This window comes from Variovorax sp. (assembly GCF_965279555.1).
In the GTDB taxonomy this organism is placed as follows: domain Bacteria; phylum Pseudomonadota; class Gammaproteobacteria; order Burkholderiales; family Burkholderiaceae_C; genus Variovorax.
In genome coordinates, this window is record NZ_OZ257247.1 from 1,045,060 (window position 1) to 1,059,435 (window position 14,376).

General features: G+C 69.0%; 14 protein-coding genes. 3 read left to right on the forward strand and 11 right to left on the reverse strand.

The genetic code is table 11. From position 1 onward, the window contains the following. Positions 1-12: 12 nt before the first annotated feature. Both ACQY8B_RS05140 and ACQY8B_RS05145 read right to left on the reverse strand, forming a co-directional pair. Complete coding sequence (locus tag ACQY8B_RS05140; RefSeq protein ID WP_422085704.1) at positions 13-906, reverse strand: universal stress protein; 894 nt, start codon at positions 904-906, stop codon at positions 13-15. A gap of 352 nt (positions 907-1,258) precedes the next feature. Further along, positions 1,259-2,479, reverse strand: coding sequence for a polyhydroxyalkanoate depolymerase (locus ACQY8B_RS05145; protein WP_422085705.1), 1,221 nt, complete (start codon positions 2,477-2,479; stop codon positions 1,259-1,261). A gap of 81 nt (positions 2,480-2,560) precedes the next feature. On the opposite strand from ACQY8B_RS05145, the gene ACQY8B_RS05150 reads away from it, so the two are divergent. Beyond that, complete coding sequence (locus tag ACQY8B_RS05150; RefSeq protein WP_422085706.1) at positions 2,561-3,217, forward strand: glutathione S-transferase family protein; 657 nt, start codon at positions 2,561-2,563, stop codon at positions 3,215-3,217. A gap of 16 nt (positions 3,218-3,233) precedes the next feature. Here ACQY8B_RS05150 and ACQY8B_RS05155 read toward each other — a convergent pair whose 3' ends face one another. From ACQY8B_RS05155 to ACQY8B_RS05180, 6 genes are all read right to left on the reverse strand, one after another. Next, positions 3,234-3,581, reverse strand: coding sequence for a DOPA 4,5-dioxygenase family protein (locus ACQY8B_RS05155; RefSeq protein ID WP_422085707.1), 348 nt, complete (start codon positions 3,579-3,581; stop codon positions 3,234-3,236). A gap of 7 nt (positions 3,582-3,588) precedes the next feature. Next, positions 3,589-4,230 (reverse strand): DUF4166 domain-containing protein, encoded by a 642-nt coding sequence (locus tag ACQY8B_RS05160; protein ID WP_422085708.1) that lies wholly within the window; start codon positions 4,228-4,230, stop codon positions 3,589-3,591. Further along, the gene (locus ACQY8B_RS05165) at positions 4,227-5,279 is read right to left on the reverse strand and encodes an SRPBCC domain-containing protein (protein ID WP_422085709.1); all 1,053 of its coding nucleotides are present in this window, start codon (positions 5,277-5,279) and stop codon (positions 4,227-4,229) included. The genes ACQY8B_RS05160 and ACQY8B_RS05165 overlap by 4 nt, the downstream gene beginning before the upstream one ends. Positions 5,280-5,316: 37 nt before the next feature. Then, entirely contained in the window at positions 5,317-6,264 is a 948-nt protein-coding gene (locus ACQY8B_RS05170; protein WP_422085710.1) for an SAM-dependent methyltransferase, read from the reverse strand. Positions 6,265-6,300: 36 nt separating this feature from the next. Then, the gene (locus tag ACQY8B_RS05175; protein WP_422085711.1) at positions 6,301-6,723 is read right to left on the reverse strand and encodes a thiol-disulfide oxidoreductase DCC family protein; all 423 of its coding nucleotides are present in this window, start codon (positions 6,721-6,723) and stop codon (positions 6,301-6,303) included. A 62-nt stretch (positions 6,724-6,785) separates the two neighbouring features. Next, positions 6,786-7,364 carry a GbsR/MarR family transcriptional regulator gene (locus tag ACQY8B_RS05180; RefSeq protein WP_422085712.1) on the reverse strand — a complete coding sequence of 193 codons (579 nt, stop codon included), beginning with the start codon at positions 7,362-7,364 and terminating at the stop codon, positions 6,786-6,788. A 118-nt stretch (positions 7,365-7,482) separates the two neighbouring features. Between ACQY8B_RS05180 and ACQY8B_RS05185 the strand changes: the two genes are divergently transcribed. After that, positions 7,483-8,577 carry a PA0069 family radical SAM protein gene (locus ACQY8B_RS05185; RefSeq protein ID WP_422085713.1) on the forward strand — a complete coding sequence of 365 codons (1,095 nt, stop codon included), beginning with the start codon at positions 7,483-7,485 and terminating at the stop codon, positions 8,575-8,577. Positions 8,578-8,605: 28 nt separating this feature from the next. Here the strand turns inward: ACQY8B_RS05185 and ACQY8B_RS05190 are convergent, their stop codons facing one another. Next, positions 8,606-9,070: an Lrp/AsnC family transcriptional regulator gene (locus tag ACQY8B_RS05190; RefSeq protein WP_422085714.1), complete on the reverse strand. Its 465-nt coding sequence runs from the start codon at positions 9,068-9,070 to the stop codon at positions 8,606-8,608. 151 nt (positions 9,071-9,221) lie between these two features. Between ACQY8B_RS05190 and ACQY8B_RS05195 the strand changes: the two genes are divergently transcribed. Beyond that, positions 9,222-11,483, forward strand: coding sequence for an aminotransferase class V-fold PLP-dependent enzyme (locus ACQY8B_RS05195; RefSeq protein WP_422085715.1), 2,262 nt, complete (start codon positions 9,222-9,224; stop codon positions 11,481-11,483). A 92-nt stretch (positions 11,484-11,575) separates the two neighbouring features. On the opposite strand, the gene ACQY8B_RS05200 is transcribed toward ACQY8B_RS05195, so the two are convergent. Both ACQY8B_RS05200 and ACQY8B_RS05205 read right to left on the reverse strand, forming a co-directional pair. Next, complete coding sequence (locus tag ACQY8B_RS05200; protein WP_422089156.1) at positions 11,576-13,024, reverse strand: efflux transporter outer membrane subunit; 1,449 nt, start codon at positions 13,022-13,024, stop codon at positions 11,576-11,578. 41 nt (positions 13,025-13,065) lie between these two features. Then, positions 13,066-14,307, reverse strand: coding sequence for an efflux RND transporter periplasmic adaptor subunit (locus ACQY8B_RS05205; RefSeq protein ID WP_422085716.1), 1,242 nt, complete (start codon positions 14,305-14,307; stop codon positions 13,066-13,068). Positions 14,308-14,376 lie beyond the last annotated feature (69 nt).

Genomic DNA, 14,376 nt, shown 5'->3' on the forward strand with positions numbered 1-14,376 from the left:
TCAGTGCCGGCGTCATGCCGCACCCCGCTGCGCCAGCGCCGCGGGGTGCTGGCCCTGGCGGGCCGCAAGCGCGCAGTGCGGCACCACCAGCACGTCGCCCGTGGACCAGCGCAGCACGCGCAGTGCCACGCTGCCGAAAAGAAAGTCCATCAGCGCGGAGCGCCTGCGCTTGCCCACCACCAGCAGATCGGCCTTCGAGTACTGCTGCTGCACGGCAGCCTGCCGCGCAGGGTCGCCGCGCCCTATCGACGACACCACGCGATTGCGGCGTGCGATAGATGCATCGGACAGCCACAGCATGCGTTCGCGCGCATGGCGGGCGCAGGCGTGGCGGTAGGCGTCGATCACGTGCGTTGACACGTCGGCGTAGCGCAGCTTGCCTTCGTGCATGGGCGTGAAGGCGTGGAACAGCTCGATGTCGGCCTGGCCGTCGAAGGCGCAGGCCAGGTCGACCAGGGGGCGCGACTCTTCCATGAGATCGACGGCGACGAGGATGCGGCCGTAGCGGCCGGCCCGCGCATCGAGCCGCGCCACCAGCACCGGCCGCTGTGTCGCCCGCACCAGCTGTTCGGCCGGCTGGCCGTGGAAGAAGGCCGCGAGCGAGCGGTCGGGCTCGTCGCCTATCACCACGAGGTCGCACCACTGCGCCTCGTGCGCGGCGCCGTCGAGGCGCCCGCGCGTGTCGTCGATCTTCTTGACGAGGATGCCGAAGCGCTCGGCCACCTCCAGGCACACGGCGCCCAGGCCGCTGGCCGCATCGGCATCCGCCGGGCCGGCGAAGGCGGCGGGCGCGTACATGATCTTCAGCAGCGCGCCGTGCGCCGCCGCGATGGAGGCCGCGCGCACCACCGTGCGCAGGCCGTGCGCCGACAGGTCCGTCACCGCCAGGATCGATTGGATGTTCATCGTCAGTGTTCTTTCCGCATGACAAAGCCGGCCGCCGGCCACGGCGAAGCGGCTGGCAGCGAGCAGGAGAATCAGCTGGGGAAAGCGCGGCGTGCCCGTGCGGGCGCGCTACCGCGCGGGGCTTGGGCCCGGCGGTCGATGAAAGGTGCTGAAGAAAGGGGAGGGAGGCTGACCGCCGGGCTCAGAGATCTGCGAGGGTCGGATGCGACCCTGCAGCCGTGCACGCAGTGAAGACTGCGCGCGGCGTGCTGCGGATGAAAGCCTGGCGTTGCATGGGGCCCGAGTGTAGGAAGCCCCGCGCGCAAGGGCAAACAATGGCCTCACGCCCTTTGCCGGATTGGCGCGATGCCCCTCAGCCGTTCAGCTCGGCCGCCGCGTGGATGGTTTCGCGCACGCGCGGGTAGATCTGTGCATTCCACTTGCTGCCGCTGAACACGCCGTAGTGCCCCACGCCGGCTTGCAGGTGATGTGCCTTGAGGTAGGGGCGGATGCCGGTGCACAGGTCTTGCGCCGCCACCGTCTGGCCCACGGCGCAGATGTCGTCGCGCTCGCCTTCCACCGTCAGCAGCGCGGTGCGGCGGATGGCGGCGGGGTTCACGGTGCGCTCGCCCACGGTGAGCTTGCCGCGCGGCAGGTCGTAGGTCTGGAACACGCGCTCCACCGTCTCCAGGTAGAACTCGGCCGGCAGGTCGTTCACGGCCAGGTATTCGTCGTAGAAGCTGCCGATGGTGCGGGCCTTGTCGATGTCGCCTTCCACCAGGTGGGTGTACATGTCCTCGAACTGCTTCTTGTGGCGCTCCGGGTTCATGCTCATGAAGGCCGACAGCTGCAGGAAGCCCGGGTACACGCGCCGCATGGCGCCCGCGTGCGGCCACGGCACATGGCTGATGAGGTTGCGGCGGAACCAGTCGATCGGCCGGTCGGTCGCGAGCTTGTTGACTGTGGTCGGGTTGATGCGGCAGTCGACCGGGCCGGCCATCAGCGTGAGGCTGCGCGGCGTGGCGGGGTTGTCGTCCTCGGCCATCAGCGCGGTGGCGGCCAGCGCGGCCACGCAGGGCTGGCAGACCGCCACCATGTGCACGCCCGGGCCCACGGCCTCCAGGAAGCGCATGAGCTGCAGCGTGTAGTCGTCCAGGCCGAAGCGGCCCTCCCAGAGCGGCACGTCGCGCGCGTTGTGCCAGTCGGTCAGGTACACGTCGTGGTCGCGCAGCAGCGTGCGCACGGTTTCGCGCAGCAGGGTCGCAAAATGGCCCGAGAGTGGTGCGACCAGCAGCACGGGCGGGTGCACCGCTTCGGTGTCTTTCCTGAACTGCAGCAGGGTGCCGAAGGGCGAGACCAGGGTTTTTTCCTCGTGCACGGCCACTTCGGCGCCGTTGACCGGCACGCTGGCAATGCCGTAGGGCGGCCGCGTGTGGGTCAGCCGCATGCGCGAGAACACCTCGAACTGCGCGGCCATGCGCCGCAACATGGTGCGCTCGGTGCCGTCTTTCCACAGTGCCTGGCCCAGGTACTGCGCGGCGAGCCTGGCGGGCGACAGCATGTCGGCTTGGTTCTGGTAGGCCCGGTACAGCATGGCTTCGGTGCAGGCAAGTTGCGGGCCAGCCGTATGGCATGGCGCTTGCACGCAATGCAGCAACGCCCAAGGAGCTTCAAGATGGCCAAACCCGTTCTCACCATCAGCAGCAAGAACTACGGCGCGTGGTCGCTGCGCGGCTGGCTGATGTGCAGGCTGGCCGGGCTGGACTTCAGCGAGAAGGTCATTCCGCCCGACGACCCGGCCATGAAGGCCGAGATGCTGCTGCTGTCTTCGTCGATGCTGGTGCCCTCGCTGCAGCACGGCGGCGTGAAGGTGTGGGACACGCTGGCCATCGGCGAATACCTCAACGAGATCAAGCCCAAGGCCGGCCTGCTGCCCGACGACATCGCAGCCCGCGCCCACTGCCGCGCCATCTGCGGCGAGATGCATTCGGGCTTTTCGTCGATGCGCGGCGCGCTGCCGATGAACATCAAGGCTCATTTCAAGCACTTCAAGGTGTGGTCGCGCGCGCAGGCCGACATCGACCGCATCGTCGCCATCTGGCGCGAATGCTTCAAGGCCTATGGCGGCCCTTTCCTGTTCGGCAAGCAGCCGGGCATGGCCGACGCGATGTACGCGCCGGTGGTCACGCGCTTCCTGAGCTACGACGTGGCGCTGGACAGCGCGTGCGCTGCCTATTGCAAGCGGGTGATGGAGCTGCCGGCCATGAAGGAATGGGTGGCAGCGGCAAAACAGGAGCCCGAAGAAATCGACGAGCTCGACGCGGAGTTCTGACCGGCGGCGCCCCTGCCTAGTGCCGGAACATCCGCAGGTCGAGCGCGCTTTCCTCGCCCAGCCACATGGCATGCGCCGTGTGGTCCGCGAAGTCGTCGCCGGTCGCGCCGTGCACGAACACGTCGAGCCCGTTGCGGTTGGCTTCGAGCCAGCCGATGACCTGGTCGAATTCGGCGGCGTCGAAGGCGAGCTGGCAGCTCCAGTGCGGATGCGGGCCCACCAGCCGCTCGTGCACCCGGCCGACCACCACCATCAGTTCGTGGCCGGCGCGCTCGCAGAGACTGCGGGCCTGCGCCAGCGTGTCGGGTCCGAAGTAGACGTGGGCGTGGTACTGGGCGTTGAGGTTTTCGGGGCGGCGTGGCATGGTGCGCTCATTGTGGACCCAGGCGCGGGCCCAGGTGAAAACGCCCGCTGTAGCGGAACACGTCGCCGAACCAGCGGTGGCGCAGCAGCATCTTCATGGTGAAGCGGTCGGCGTCCTGCGGGTCGGGCCGCTCTTCCACGTAGGCAGTGCCCAGGAAGAGCCCGAGCGGCAGCGGAATGCGCAGCCCCGCCACGCGCCAGATGTAGCCCCGGTCGCGGAACACCACCGCGCCTTCTTCCGCGCTCACGGCCAGCCGCATGCCGATGCCGAAGCGCACGTACTCGATCACCTCGCCGCCCCGGCGCGCGTCGTGCTCCATGTGCGATCGGAAATGAAAGGGCGGCCTGCCCGGGAAGCGGAAGACCCGGTCCCAGTGGAGCGTGGCGTTGTCGGGGCGGCAGCGGTAGTGCACTTCGATCGGCACGTCCTTGCCCTGGTGCGGCACCAGCGCGCCGAACAGCCGGCCGAGGGGCATCAGCAGTGCGGCCCAGGGGGCGTGCCAGACCTCGCTCATGGTGCCGCGCACGCACACGTGGTCGTCGGAGAACGGCACCATCGTGTAGTGGCGGCGGATGACGTCGCCGAGCCGCTCCCAGGCGGGGCCGAGCGCCTGCTGGAAGACCGGTGCGGTGGGCGGCATCGTCGTCATCCGGCCACCGCCGTGCCGGCCGTGGCTTCGGCGCGTGCCTTGTAGAAGCGCAGGATGTTTTCCGAGGCGTCGGCCAGCAGCAGGTGCATGACGCGGTCCGCATACCAGTTGAAGCTGGTGCTCATGCGCCACGACACCGCAACGCGCAGTTCGGTGCCGCCGTCGCGCGGCGTCAGCGTGTAGGTGGCGTCGCGCAGGTCGAAGTACTGGCCGCCGATCATCACGTGGTCGTCGAGCGCCCCGGCCGGAAAGGAGTCGGGCGAGAAGCGGAAGCGCCACTTCAGCAGGCGGTCGGGCTGCCACTCGGTGATGACTTCCTCGAAGTGCACGTTCTTCTGCCACTGCACCTGGCGCACGCGGCCCTCGGGCGTGTCGACCGTGACGCCCGACACCGGCATCGGCACGCCGATGCGGTAGGCCCAGGCGTCGCCGACTTCTGCGGGGCGGATGTCGCGCGCGGCGTTCAGCTCGTGCCACACGCGTTCGGCGGGCGCGGCGATGAAGAGCGTGCGCGATGTGTTCGACAGCCGGTCCGGGTTGGGCAGCTGCGGCTCGATGGCGCCGAGCACCAGCGGCAGCATTGCGAAGCTGTAGATGGCCTGCTTGGGCCAGTTGGTGATGCGGCACACGATGCCCATCGCCAGTCCGCCGACGCTGCCCATCACCGCGAACAGCGGCACGATGACGATGGCGCAGATCAGCCCCTCGATGAACACCGCCAGCGTGCCGCCGACGAAGAGCGCGGTCGCCACCCACGGCGCCCAGAGGTAGTAGCCCCAGCTGCGGCGCTCGATGCGCTCGGCCATGTACACGGTGACGGCGCCGCACAGCGCAGGCACGAAGTACACGAAGGAGCCGAGCATCGGCGAGAAGCGCTGGCCCGGGCCGCCGCTGAAGACGATGCGAAGCACCAGCGCGATGGCCGCGCCCGCCAGCATCGGCCAGAACCACGCGAAGGGCATGGCGCCTCGGGACTGGGGCGGCAGTTCGTCGGGTGCCTGGTCTGGCGCGAGTGCGGCGAGCCGGCTTTCCTGGTTGTTGTCTTGCATGCGAAGCTTTCTGCTGGTTGTTTTTTCTCGTGTTCGCTCAGCCGGCACTGCGCGTGGCCGTGACCATGCAGTAGTCGAAGTCGCGCCAGAACATGCCCAGCGCCAGCGCGCAGTAGCTGGCCACGATGTGCTTGCGCCGCCACGGGCCGAGCTTGCCGCGCGCCTTCCAGAGTTCGGCCAGGGTGAAGCGCGTGGCCAGCACCGGAATGTGCAGCGCGCTGGGCGCGACGCGCCAGCGCAGCGACGTGCACTCGATGTCCTCGAAGCCGTTGTCGCGCAGGGCGGCGATGAAGTCGTCTCGCACGGCCAGCGTGGGCACGGCCCAGCTGTCGGCCCACAGGCGATGCAGCCAGCCGGCCACGCGGCCGGGCTTGCGGCGCAGCAGGAAGCCGTCGGCCACCGCCAGCCGCGCGCCGGGCTTGAGCAGGCGCGCGGCCTCGCGGATGAAGTCGGCCTTGGCGGTGCCGTCGGCATAGCAGGCGCTTTCCAGGGCCCAGGCGCCGTCGGCCTGCGCGGCGGGCAGGCCGGTGCGGGTGTAGTCGGCCTCCACGTGGGCCATGCGGTCGGCCACCCCCGCCGCGGCATCCAGCCTGGCGGCGATGCTGTTCTGCACTGCCACGTTGGTCACGGTGACGGCGTACAGCGACGGGTTGTCGCCCACCAGCGTGCGCGCGGTGGCGCCGGCGCCACAGCCCATGTCGATCACGCAGCGGCGGGGCGCGGCGCCGGGTTGCGCGTCGGCAAGCCGCAGCGCGCGGCCGACCACGCGGTTCATCTCGACCAGCATGCCTTCGCGCCGAAACGGGTTCAGCCCGGCGCGCCAGAAGCCGAAGTGCATGTTGTAGCTGGGGCTCCAGGCGCTGTAGTCGAACGCGACTTCGGTGAAGTAGACCTGGGTGTCTTCGGTGGTGATTGGGGCACCGGCCGACGCCTGCGCGGGCGCTTCGAGCGGCAGGCGGAAGTCGGGCTGGAAAACGGTAGGCATGGCTATTCCCTCGCGTGGTTGTCCGATGGTTTTTCTTCAGAGGCGGCAGTTGCCGTCGTTGCAGGAAGGCGCGATGCGCCCCGCCAGCCGTGTCGCCAGCCAGCGCGGAATGCGGTAGCGGTTGCGCGCCAGCAGGGCGTAGGCGCGGTCGGCCAGCGGCGCGACCAACGGCAGGTCGAGCAGGCCGCCGCCGCTGGGCAGGCCCACCGCCGCGCGGCTTGCGCGGATGGCCGGCATGCCGACCAGCACCCTGCCTGTGGCGTCCACCACGTGGATCGCGGCCATCAGCGCGTCGCGCGGTGCCGGCCCGTCGCTGAACGATGCGGGCGAGCAATCGACGAAGCGCAGCCGGCCCGCCGTGTCGTGCGCCCCCAGGTTGCCCATTTCGGCCGAGCAGATGGCGCAGCTTGCGTCGAAGTACACGGTCAGCGGATAGATGGGGAGGGCGGCTTGGCTCATGGCATCCTTTGTTCTCGATATTTCTGTCAAAACAGAAACAAACGGGCAAAAAAAGAGAGGGCTCAGATCATCGGCAGGCTGGCGTGATGGGCATCGGGATCTTCGTCCTTGCCGCCCTTGTCGCCGCGCACGAACTTCTGCACGCTGGCGCCCAGCGTCAGCACCTTGTCGAGCGTGCCGGGCGACAGCCGCAGCATTTCGTCGGCCCAGGTGGCGAGCTTGTTCATGAGGTCCATGGTGGAGCGGATGCGGTCCTGCGCATCGGGCGGTTCCTTCTGGAAATCGGGGCTCGAGACCAGTTCGCGCAGCACGCGGATGGTCGGGTCAAACTCGCGTTCCTTGCGCTCGCGCACCACGGTGCGAAACAGCTCCCACACGTCGATGCTGGTCTCGAAGTAGTCGCGGCGGTCGCCCAGCGTGTGGGTGACGCGCACGAGGTTCCAGGCCTGCAACTCCTTCAGGCTGTTGCTGACGTTGGAGCGCGCGACGCCCAGCGTTTCGGACAGTTCCTCGGCATGCATCGGCTTGCCGTGGGCGAAGAGCAGGGCGTGGATTTGCGAGACGGTGCGGTTGACGCCCCACATGGACCCCATTTCGCCCCAGTGCAGGACGAACTTGCGTTGAATGTCTGTGAGTTCCATGGCGCCGAGTTTAGGATTTACGAAATTTCTGTCAAGAAAGAAATGTAAAAAGCGGACGGTCCTGAAGAAACAGTGAAATACTGTACAAATACACAGTAACTGCAGCCGAGGACCAGCCATGCCAGCAGCCCGCATCCCCATTCATGCCATCAAGGGCCGCGGCGCGGCCACGCAGCTCGCGCATCGTTTCTCCAAGGACGAGCGCAATGCTTTCGACGACGGCTGGGGCACGCTAGAAGAGGGCGTGGCCGAGGCCCAGGAGCTTGAGCCCATCGCCACCGAGGTGCGCTTCGAAGACGTCAAGTCGGCGCTCAACGAGAACGACTCGCCCGACATCTACTTCGACCGCTCGCTCAACCCCTACCGCGGATGCGAGCACGGATGCATCTACTGCTTCGCGCGGCCCACGCACAGCTACCTCAACCTGTCGCCTGGCCTCGACTTCGAGACCAAGCTGATCGCCAAGCGAAACATCGCCGAGATGCTGCGTACGGAACTTGGGCGCAAGAGCTACCGGCCCAGCTACATCGCCATCGGCACCGCCACCGACTGCTACCAGCCCATCGAACGCGACTTGAGGCTCACCCGCTCGGTCATCGAACTGCTGCAGGAAGCGCGGCATCCGTTCGCGCTGGTCACCAAGTCGAGCGCCATCGAGCGCGACCTCGACGTGATCGCGCCGATGGCAGCCGACCGTCTCGCGGCCGTGTACGTGACCGTGACCACGCTCGACGGCGAACTTGCCCGCAAGCTGGAGCCGCGCGCCGCCGCGCCGTATCGCCGGCTGCGCACCATCCGCACGCTGACCGAGGCGGGCGTGCCGGTGGGCGTGAGCGTGGCGCCGCAGATTCCCTTCGTGACCGAGGACATGGAACAGGTGCTCGAGGCCGCATGGGAAGCCGGCGCGCGCAGCGCCTTCTACACGGTGGTGAGGCTGCCTTGGGAGGTGGCGCCGCTCTTCAAGGAATGGCTGGCGCTGCACTACCCCCAACGCGCCGACCGCATCATGGCGCGCATCCACGAGATGCGCGGCGGCAAGGACTACGACGCCGACTTCGCCACGCGCATGAAGGGCTCGGGCCTGTGGGCCGACCTGATCCACCAGCGCTTCGAGAAGGCGACGAACCGCCTGGGCTACAACCGCGAGCGCATTCCGCTGGACATCACGGCGTTCCGGCCACCTGGTGCCGCGGGGCAGGGCAGCCTGTTCTGAACGGCGGCGGGGCTGCTTCGCGAATCTTCTACACGTAGCCCAGCGGCAATGCCGTGGTCTGCTTCAGTTCCTGCATGGCGAAGCTGGAGCTGACGTCGTGCAGGTTCGTGCCCGAGATCAGTCGCTTGTAGACGGCGTCGTAGGCGGCGATGTCCGGCACCACCACCCGCAGCAGGTAGTCCACCTCGCCACTCATCCGGTAGAACTCGACCACTTCCGGAATGGCATGGACCGTGGCCGTGAAGCGATCGAACCACTCCTGGGAGTGCGTGCTGGTTCGCACCGACACGAAGACCGTCACCGCCACGTTGACCTTGCGCGGGTCGAGCAGGGCCACCGAGCGCGTGATGACGCCCGCCTCCTTCAGCCGCTGGATGCGCCTCCAGCATGGCGTGGCGGACAGGCCCACCTGCTCGGCGATCTGGGCTACCTGCAGCTCGGCGTCTTGCTGCAGGAGATCAAGAATCTTGATATCTATGGAATCCAGTTTCATCAAATCTCTTTGAAAGAGTATTGGATTCCAATCTTATCGACATGGGCAGCACAAAACGCAAGCCGCTGCTCACCCCCGGCCGGCAGACTCCTCCAGGTGCGCGGCGCCGTCGCCCGCAACGCCTGCAACGCTTCTCCCCGGAATCACCTGAATGGACATCTACCTCGACGCCAACGCCACCACGCCCGTGCTGCCTCGCGCACGGGCCGCGGCACTTGCAGCCATGGCCGACGACTTCGGCAACCCCAGCAGCGTCCACAGCACCGGGCTGAAGGCGCGCGCGCTGATGGATTCGGTGCGCTCCCGCGCGCGGCGCCTGCTGGGCGCTCCCACGGGCGACCTGCTCTTTCTCAGCGGCGCCACCGAGGGCATCCAGACTGCGGTGCTGTCGGCGTTGAGCTCGCTGCGCGGCCGCGAGGACGTCGACTGCCTGCTGTACGGCGCGACGGAGCACAAGGCGGTGCCGGAAGCGATCAGGCACTGGAACAAATTGCTGGGCCTGAACCTGCGCGTGCAGCCCATCCCGGTCGGCCGCGATGGCCGCCATGACCTGCAGTGGCTGCGCGCGCATGCCGGCCGGGCCGGCCTGGTCTGCACCATGGCCGCCAACAACGAGACCGGCGTCGTCAGCGACCTGGAGGGCATCGCCCAGGCGCTCGACGGGAGCCCGGCCTTGTGGATGGTGGACAGCGTGCAGGCGCTGGGCAAGCTCGAGCTCCGGCTCGAGGCCCACCGCATCGACTACGCGCCGTTCTCTGGGCACAAGCTCTATGCCCCCAAGGGCATCGGCCTGCTGTATGTGCGCGCCGGCGCGCCGTTCACGCCGCTGATGGCGGGCGGCGGCCAGGAGGGCGCGCTGCGCTCGGGAACCGAGAACATGTCCGGCATCGCCGCGCTCGGCACCGTGCTGGAAGCGCTCGAGGACGGCCAGACCTTCCGGGACGGCCGCACGCTGGAGGCGTACCGCGACCGTATCGCCGCCGCGCTGAAGAATGCGTTCCCCGGCGTGGTGTTCAACGCGCCCTTCGAGCTGAGCTTGCCGACGACCCTCAATTTCTCGGTGCCCGGCCTTGACTCGAAGCTCCTGCAGGACCTGTTCGACGCGGCCGACGTGCGGGTGAGCGGTGGCTCGGCCTGCGGCGCGTCGAAGGCGCTGCCGAGCCATGTGCTGCAAGCCATGGGGTTGCCCGCCTGGCAGGCGGCCTCGGCCGTGCGCCTGTCGTTCGGGCCGGCCAGCGACGCGGCCTTCATCGACGAAGCCTGCGAAAGGATCGGCTCCTGTGGCGCTTCGCTGCGCGCAAGCTGCCTGAACACCGCTGCCGACACCTCCCGCCCGGGCGACGCGCTCGACGGCCTGACCCGCTTCGTGGTCGGAGGTGCGTGCTGCTACCTCCTGGCCGATGCGCACAGCCGGCGCTGTGTCGTCATCGATCCGCTGCCCGAGTTGACCGGCCGCATCGCGCAACTGCTTCGCTGTCAGGACTACACGCTGGCCGCCGTGCTCGACACGCACAGCCATGGCGACCATGTTTCCTCTGTTGGCGAACTTCGCGCCGCACTGCCGGAACGCCTTCTTCAGCAAGGCGAGGTCGATGCCCTCGGCTGGCCCCTGGGCGTCGATGCCGTCTGCCTGGGCGCGCAGATGCTGACCCGGCTGGCAACCCCGGGGCACACCGCCGACTCGACCGCCTACCTGCTGCACGACGAGCAGCTGAAAATCCGCCTGGCATTCGTCGGCGACACGGTGATGCCCGGTGCCCTGGGACGAAGCGATTTCGCGCAAAGTGCGCCGCTGGCATTCGGTCCTTCGCTGAAGAAGCTGGAGCAGGCCGCGGGCCCCCGCACGCTGCTGCTTCCGGCGCACGACTACGACGACCGCTTCGCGAGCACCCTGGCCCGCGAATGCACGGCCCAGCCGCTGCTCGCGCAGGTGCTGTGCGGCGACATCGACGCGGAACGCTTCGCTTCGGCGAAGGCCGAATTGGAGAAAGACCTCGCGCTGACCGAATACCAGACCCTTGCCTGCGGCGCGCGGATCGACAGCGGCTGCGCAGGCGCGGGCCACGAGATGAACGCCACGCAAGCGCAACGGCTGCTGCTCGAACATCCGGGCCTGGTTGTGGTGGATGTGCGCGAGCCCTACGAACAGCGCGTGAGCGAATCGTCGCCCTTCGGTGCCGGCACCCACCGCGAGGCGGTGCCGCTGTCAGGGCTGCTCAATGCGCTGCCCGGCTGGCTGGCGCTGCCGGCCGGTGCGCCGGTGCTGTTCTACTGCAGAAGCGGCAATCGCAGTGCGCAGGCGGCCGAGGCCCTGCGTCGCCTCGGCCATGCGCAGGCATGGAGCCTGGCGGGTGGCCTTGCGCTGTGTTCCGGTGCGGGCGCGGTCGCGCAGCCGGGTGCGTCAATGCACTGAGCCAGCGGAGCTCGAGCGGAATCGCTCCGACAGTGACGACGTGCGTCGATCGACCAGCAAAGCACCAAGTCGCGCGAACAGAGCTTCGCCGCTCAACCGGCCTTCGCAGTCCGGTCGGTGCCGACGGCGGGGCACGACGATGCCGGGGCCCTGCCGGGCTCATCCGCGCCGCACCAGTCTCCACCCAGCGCCTTCACCAGGAACACCGCGGTCAGCAGCCGCTGCCCCCGCAGCTGCGCGGCCTGGCGTTCCACCGTCAGCAGCGACTGCTGGGCGGTGATCACGTCGAGGTAGGTCGACGCGCCGCCTTCATAACGGCTGGTGGCCATGTCCAGCACGCGGCGCGCGGCCGTCACGGCGGCCTGCGCCTGTGCGGTTGCGCTGTCGAGCGCGGAAAGGCCGGTGATGCCGTCTTCCACTTCCTGCATCGCGGTCAGCACGGTGCGGCGGTAGTTGCCCACGGTGACGTCGTAGCCGGCCTTCGCGAAATCGACGTTGGCACGGATGCGCCCGCCGTCGAACAGCACCTGCGTGGCCGACACGCCCACCGACCACAGCAGGCTCGGGCCGTTGAACAGCGTCTCGATCATCCGGCTGTCCACGCCCACGGTGGGCGAGATGAAGATGCTCGGGTAGAAGGCGGCGGTGGCGACGCCGATCTGCGCATTGGCGGCGGCCATCGCGCGCTCGGCCGAGGCCACGTCGGGCCGGCGCTGCAGGATCTCGGAGGGCACGCCCAGCGGCACGGCCGGCGGCCTGATCTCGCGCAGGTCCACCGGCAGCGAGAAGCTGGGCGCAGGCGTGCCGGTGAGCGTGGCCAGCGCATGCTCGTACTGCGAACGCTGCTTTCTCAGCACGTCGACTTGCGTCAGCGTGGTCTCCAGCAGCGCCTGCTGCTGCGCCACGTCCAGGCCCGACACCGCGCCCAGGTCGTGGCGCGCCATCACCAGTTCGAGCGCGCGGCGCTGCAGCGCGATGGAGCGGGTGAGCACGTCGAGTTCGACGTCGGTCGAGCGCAGGTTGAAGTAGCTGCTTGCCACGTCGGCGCTGAGCAGCAGCCGGGTGTTCTGCAGGTCGGCGGCCGATTGCTCCGCCGAGGCCTTGGCACCCTCGACCGTGCGCTGCACGCGGCCGGCCAGGTCGACTTCGTAGCTCGCGTTGAGCGACAGCGCGAAGTCGTTCTGCACGGTCGTCGAATTGGGCGTCGAGTAGTTGGTGAGCGGGCGGTTGGCAGAAATTCTCAGACGCGAGGCGCGGGTGCCGAGGCCGACCTGCGGATACTGGCCGGCCGCATTGGCCGCGAGCGTGGCGCGTGCCTGCGCCAACCGCGCATTGGCGATGGCCAGCGTGGGACTGCCGGCCAGCGCCTGCTGCTGCAGCGCGTCGAGCTGCGGGTCGTCGAAGCGGCGCCACCATGGGCCCTTGTCGGCTGCGTCGCTCGGCGTGCTCACGCGCCAGGGTTCTTCGAGTTTCCAGCTGACGGGCAGCGGCGTGTCCGGCGTCTTGTAGTCGGGGCCGACCGCGCAGCCCGCCAGCAGCATGGCGGCCAGCAGGGCAAGCGGAGCGGCCAGGCGCGGCGGCGTCACGCCGGGGCCTTCGGCGTCGGAGCCTTTGCCGGCGGCGCTTCGGGCGCCACCGCCACCACGTCGCCTTCGGCCAGTGAGTCGGACGGGTTCAGCACCATGCGGTCGGTTTTCTCGAGGCCGTCGATCACCTCGACGTTCTCGCCATAGTTGCGGCCCAGCGTCACGGCGCGCAGGTTGACGCGGCCTTGCGCATCGACCACCGCGATGCGCGTGCCCTCGGCGCGGAACAGCAGCGCGTTCGACGGCACCGAGAGCGTGCGGCTCGCGGCCAGCGGCAGCGACACCTGCACGTAGGCGCCCGGCAGCAGCGCGCCGTCGCTGTTGGGCAGCGACACCTCGACCTGCATCATCCGCGTGGTCGTGTCGATGGAGCCGGCGGTGCGCGCCACCTGGCCCTTGAAGGTCTGGCCGCGCAGCTCGGCCTGCGTCACCACCACGGGCTGGCCGGTCTTCACCAACTGGGCGTAGGCCTGCGGCACGTTGATGTAGACGCGCAGCGGATCGGTCTGCGCCAGCAGGAACAGCGCGCGACCGGCACCGCCGCCCGCGCCCGCGTCGATGAGGTCGCCCACGTCCACGTTGCGCCGCGTGATCACGCCCGCGAACGGCGCCACCACGCGCTTGAAGCCCTCGGTCTGCTTCAGCCGCTGCACGTTGGCGTCGGCTGCAGCCACGTTGGAAGTGGCCTGCGCCACTGCGCTGCGGCGTTCGTCCAGCTCCTGCTGCGAGACCACGTCCTTCTTGCGCAGCGCTTCCCAGCGATCGGCGGTGCTGCGCGCCAGTTCCAGGCCGGAGGCGGCCTGCGCGCGCGCGGCCACGGCCTGCGACAGCTGCTGGTCGATTTCGGGCGTTTCGATTTCGGCGAGCAGCTCGCCCTTCTCGACGCGGCTGCCGATGTCCTTGGTCCAGCGCTTGAGGTAGCCGCTGGCGCGTGCCGAGATGGGCGACTGCACGAAGCCCTGCAGCGTGCCCGGCAGCGACAGCGTCTGGCCGGCGGTGGGCACGCGGGGCAGGGCGGTCTGCACGTACTGCTTCGCGCGCTCGGTCGTGCCCGCTTCGAGCGCGCGGGCGTTGGCGATGCGCACGAACACGGTGCGCGCCGCGCCGAGCCCCAGCAGCACGAGGACGATCAGCACCAGCCAGCGCGTGCGCCGCACGATCTGCCGGCGGCGCAGCAGCTCGCCGTCGCTGTCGCCGGTGGGATGGATGGTCAATGCCGCGTGGCGTTGCTCCGTCATGACCAGCTCGGCGCCGGGCCGCTCCCAAGGCGAGCTGCGGCCCCCTCGGGGGGCAGCGAATACACGAAG